The sequence below is a fragment of the Aquidulcibacter sp. genome (assembly GCF_049239865.1).
Lineage (GTDB): Bacteria > Pseudomonadota > Alphaproteobacteria > Caulobacterales > Aquidulcibacteraceae > Aquidulcibacter.
On record NZ_JBMLTR010000028.1, the window covers coordinates 1 to 4,295 of the forward strand.

6 protein-coding genes are annotated in these 4,295 nt (G+C 55.8%); 2 read left to right on the forward strand and 4 right to left on the reverse strand.

Annotation, left to right across the window (positions count from 1 at the left end; all coding sequences use genetic code 11):
- Window positions 1–180, forward strand: a 180-nt coding sequence (locus tag ACOVRA_RS02565) for an acyl-CoA dehydrogenase family protein (RefSeq protein ID WP_421718921.1), incomplete at its 5' end; no start/stop codon positions are given.
- Window positions 181–236: 56 nt separating this feature from the next.
- The gene (locus ACOVRA_RS02570; RefSeq protein ID WP_290807799.1) at window positions 237–656 is read left to right on the forward strand and encodes a hypothetical protein; all 420 of its coding nucleotides are present in this window, start codon (window positions 237–239) and stop codon (window positions 654–656) included.
- Here ACOVRA_RS02570 and ACOVRA_RS02575 read toward each other — a convergent pair.
- The 4 genes from ACOVRA_RS02575 to ACOVRA_RS02590 all read right to left on the reverse strand — a co-directional run bounded on the left by ACOVRA_RS02575 (window position 653) and on the right by ACOVRA_RS02590 (window position 4,131).
- Window positions 653–2,212 (reverse strand): wax ester/triacylglycerol synthase domain-containing protein, encoded by a 1,560-nt coding sequence (locus tag ACOVRA_RS02575; protein WP_421718922.1) that lies wholly within the window; start codon window positions 2,210–2,212, stop codon window positions 653–655. The genes ACOVRA_RS02570 and ACOVRA_RS02575 overlap by 4 nt on opposite strands.
- Window positions 2,213–2,394: 182 nt before the next feature.
- Window positions 2,395–2,721: a hypothetical protein gene (locus ACOVRA_RS02580; RefSeq protein WP_421718923.1), complete on the reverse strand. Its 327-nt coding sequence runs from the start codon at window positions 2,719–2,721 to the stop codon at window positions 2,395–2,397.
- 30 nt (window positions 2,722–2,751) lie between these two features.
- Complete coding sequence (locus ACOVRA_RS02585; RefSeq protein WP_421718924.1) at window positions 2,752–3,021, reverse strand: NYN domain-containing protein; 270 nt, start codon at window positions 3,019–3,021, stop codon at window positions 2,752–2,754.
- A gap of 288 nt (window positions 3,022–3,309) precedes the next feature.
- Window positions 3,310–4,131 (reverse strand): esterase/lipase family protein, encoded by an 822-nt coding sequence (locus tag ACOVRA_RS02590; RefSeq protein ID WP_421718925.1) that lies wholly within the window; start codon window positions 4,129–4,131, stop codon window positions 3,310–3,312.
- Window positions 4,132–4,295: the final 164 nt, after the last annotated feature.

The window sequence follows — 4,295 nt, forward strand, 5'->3', positions numbered from 1 at the left end:
GATCAAGCCATGCAAGTCCATGGTGGCATTGGCTATTCGCGTCATAAGCCGTTTGAGCACATCTATCGCCACCATCGCCGTTATCGCATCACCGAGGGCAGCGAGGAGATCCAAAAGCGCAAAGTGGCTGCTTGGCTATTTGGCTATGCAGGCCCTAAGAAGCAGCAATTTTCCACCTAAGGCCACGGAAACGCAGTGAAATGCTGCGCGGCTTGCTTGCGTTACGCGCGGGTTGAATGTTCCTTGGACCCATGGGGCTATATGACGAGATTGAGCCAACTTATGACGCATTGCAGGCGATCAAGAAATTGCCGCCTGACGACCCCATTATTGTCCTGTCCCTAATGCGGTTTCGCCATGATTTGGCCGATGGTCGGTCAGACGCGGCTTGGCGCGACTATCAAGACGGCATCGGCCCGGTCCTCAAGGAATATGGTGCTAAGCGCGTCACCAACGGGATTGTGGCGCTCGACCTTGTCGGGCCAAAAGGTCAATGGGATGTGGTCGGGGCCTTTTGGTATCCCAATCCAAAAGTTCTCTGGCGCTTCTTGTCCGACGAGCGCGTGCTCGACCTCATCAAGATCCGCCGGAAAGCGGCTGATGATGTCACCATGATGATCTTAACCGATCAGACAAACGCCTTCGCGGGCGGCTAAGCCGCTTTCGCGGTTTCAAACGCCTTTTCCAGCACCACGAGTTCTTCGGCCATCATATCGGCCAAAGGCTGCACGTCTGGGAAGATATTAGCCCCAGCGATGACGCCGACTTCGAGTTGGTCTTGATAGCCTTGCACCGTGATATTGATCGACATGCCGTGCGCTGGGATCGACACAGGCCACAGATGCAGCATGGTCGCCCCCGCCGCATAGAGCGGAATCGGTGGGCCCGGCACATTTGACACAATGACATTCGCGCTCGGCGGCAACACGTCTGACAGACCCGACCGTCCATAGAGGAGCGAGCCGATCTGCATCGCCATGGGGGCACCTAAAACCGAGGCATTGGTGAAGTTCGGGATGAAATCCTTCAAGGGGCTGACCACCGACTTGGCTTGCACGGAATCAGCAATGATCGCGGTCAGCCGCTCTTTCGGGTCTGCAATATGGGTGGCAATCGGGCAGGACATCGCAAAGGCCTGATTATTGGTATCGGAATTGCCATCTTCGCGCAGCGAGATCGGCACCATGGCGACCAACGGCTTCTCGGGGAGCGCGCCAATCGACAAAAGGTGTCGGCGCAAAATCCCGCTGGCAAGTGCGAGCACCACATCATTCAGCTTGCCCCCAGCCGCTTTGGCGACTGCCTTTGCCCGCTTGATCGATAAGGTGGCGGTGCCAAATGCTCGTTCCGAGCTGATCGCCTTGTTAAACGGTGTGCTCGGCGGGATCAGTTTTGGTAATTCCTTCAACTTGCTGACATCGAGAAGGCCGGGCAACACGCTGCCAGCAGTCTTCAACATGGCGGGCAAATTGGCGACGGTCTTCATGCCCACTTCGACTTGATCGACGACATGGTCGAGCAGGGTGGAGCCAAAGTCTGTTTTCCCCGTGCGCTTCAGCGCAATGGGGCTGGCGGCGGCCTCTTTATCAAACGGGCGCTGCCACAAATTGGCGTAAGTATTCATGACCGAAGCCGCAACCTCGCGCGCACGGCCCTTCTTCTTGGACTTGCCGCTGGTTTCCTCAGCTTCGCCAGCCTTATTGGCTTTGGTGCGCGGGCCAGGATTGGGCGAGAGGTCGTAGACGATCTGCGACAGGGCCACGCCCGCGCCGCCATCGATCAAAGCATGATGCAGCTTGGCATAGAGGCCAACCCGATTGCCGGGCAGGTTCTCAAACACATAAAATTCCCACAAAGGCCGGGCACGGTTTAGAAGCTTTGCGTGCATCCAGCCCACAATCCGCCGCAAGGTCGGCATGTCGCGCGGTTCTGGCAGGCTGCCGCGAAAGATGTGGCGGTTGATGTCAAATTGGTCGTCATCGATCCAAGATGGGTGGTCGAGATCGAGAAGCGTGCGCGACAATTTCTTGCGCAACATCGGAACCGCATCCAGGCGGTCTTCGATCTGGGCCTTAAAGGCCTCAAAATAATCGCCCGTATAGCCCTCGGGGAGTTGGAAGAGCGAAAGCGAGCCCACATGCATCGGCATCTCCGGCGTTTCCATATAGAGAAAGGAAGCGTCCAAGGACGATAAACGGACCGCGTCGCTCATATTCTTTCCCCCCGTGGCCGGCGCAGTTGCTCTGCCCCTGATCCTGTCCTGCCCATTCAGGCTGACCTATAGTCAACCACGGACCAGCGGGGTCTGCAAGGTGTTGGACCGCGATCTCTTGTCGAGCCGTGAAATGCCTATTGCACGATGGGAGAGGGAACGGACGGACCAAAGTCTTTGGGCTAAAGATACGCAGGTGGGATTCTCGCGATAACCTTCTGTTGGTGATCCTGAATGACCTGCGGCAGTCGGCAGGCCGCTAACCGTCCGGCTTTGATTTCGATACGGTCTTTGACAATCTTTCCAATTTCTCGAGCATTGCGCATCCGATTGGGAGGCGCTGCCCAAGTTAATTGGATATTGGGCCGAAGTTTGTGCACCAGTGAAACACTCGGGATTTGATCTGTGTCTGCGGTGACAAGAATGAGACGATCAAAAACATCGGTAAGCGCATCAGCTACAATCTGGACGCCCAGGGCCACGTCTGTGCGCTTCTCTTCGCGGAACAAGCATTGTCGCGAAAACTGGGCGCAGTGCCTCTAGGATGTCTTGAATGTGCCGTAGGTAATGGTGACGCCTTGGGCGCGCTGTGCCGCGATATATGCACGATGATTGGCTTCCTTTTTAGGGTTCCAATCGACGATGCTTGTAAAGTAATGGCATTTTACAAGTGTTTCCTGAGGGCGAAGCAAGCTCCTCGCCAAGGCGTCGAGATTTAGCCACTTGAGCTTTGGAACATTGAGTTCGTCTATCGCGTGATAGAGATTGAAGCCATCGACATAGACCGCGACCCGCCGTTGGTTTTCCATTGACAACCCCAAGTGGTTTGTGTTAGGATTACACACATTCACCCGGCGTAATTCGTCGGAAAAAGGGGCTTAACCGCAAGGTTGGCCCCTTTATCTTTTGGCGGATATGCGCTCACGCGCATAGCGCCACGTCTTGCGACCGTTCAATCTAAGATAATAGTTCGATTGAATGGCGAGATCAAAGGTTTTTTATTTATGCCAATTACGCGCTGACACGGCTCAGCTGCCACCTCCCGCTAGGCTTTAGCCTAGCGGGAGGTGGCAGGCCCTGCGTGCCTAAAGTCTCACTCACCCATAGGCAAGGGCGAAGGGGCCGGTTTTGGCAAAGGGTTTGAACGTGCCATCGGGTTGGGCCAAGCGGTCTGCGGTGGCCCAGAAGGCAGCTGGATTGACGCCAATGCCAACATGACTGGCCAAGCGGATTTCAATCGTCTCTGCATTGTCGGCCGGTTTGGCGATGCAAGTCTTCCAATTCACAATGCCGTCCAGCTTGGTGTAGATGGAGGAATTGGGCACGGGCAAATCGCCCGCAATACGCTCCAGATCGCCGGGGCGGGCAGGGCCTTCATTCGAGAGAAGGTCATAGAGTTTCTTCGCGCTGGTTGCATGAATATCAGCCGCAAATGGGCTGCCCAAGGTGATCACGCTGCGGACTTTATCGGGCATCACTAAAGCTAAATAGCGGGCGAACACGCCACCCAAACTCCATCCGACGATCGAAACCTTCTGGCCAGATTTGGTGCAAATATCGTTCACAAGGGCTTCGAGGACTTCGCGCATCTTGTAGAATTTGCCCAGATTTTGCCCTTGGCCCCAGCCATAGGTTTCATAGCCGAGCTCATCCAAGAACTGGCGAATTGGCTTGGTGGAGCGGTCGCTGGCCAGAAAACCCGGCAAAACCAAAACCGGATGCCCATCCCCGCGCGGCGCGTGGCGCAAAATGCTGCGTGTTGCAAAGGTGGCCGCCAATTCAACCACCCCACGCCCTTCAACCAAAGTCAGCGCTAATGGGGGTGGACGTAATTTGCGGGGCGAGTCGACCTTGTGCGCTTTCGAACCTGAAAAAACACGCTTTTTTGGCGTAGCGGCATTGATCGCAGCAGCAACCATGGTTTCTCACTCCCAGTTTTATTGCCAGCCATAGGCCATGGCCGTGCTATCATTGGGGCAGCTTTGCCCAAATAGTTTAACAAACGTGACACTGTGGCCCCGCCCGGTCAACCATCCGGCCCCCCAACTTAGAACGCGCCTTCTAACTTTTCACCCGTGAGGCC

Excerpts from the sequence above, each read along its gene's own strand:
- ACOVRA_RS02570 (WP_290807799.1), top strand. The coding sequence starts at position 237 with ATGTTCCTTGGACCCATGGGGCTATATGACGAGATTGAGCCAACTTAT.
- ACOVRA_RS02575 (WP_421718922.1), bottom strand. The coding sequence starts at position 2,212 with ATGAGCGACGCGGTCCGTTTATCGTCCTTGGACGCTTCCTTTCTCTAT.
- ACOVRA_RS02585 (WP_421718924.1), bottom strand. The coding sequence starts at position 3,021 with ATGGAAAACCAACGGCGGGTCGCGGTCTATGTCGATGGCTTCAATCTC.
- ACOVRA_RS02590 (WP_421718925.1), bottom strand. The coding sequence starts at position 4,131 with ATGGTTGCTGCTGCGATCAATGCCGCTACGCCAAAAAAGCGTGTTTTT.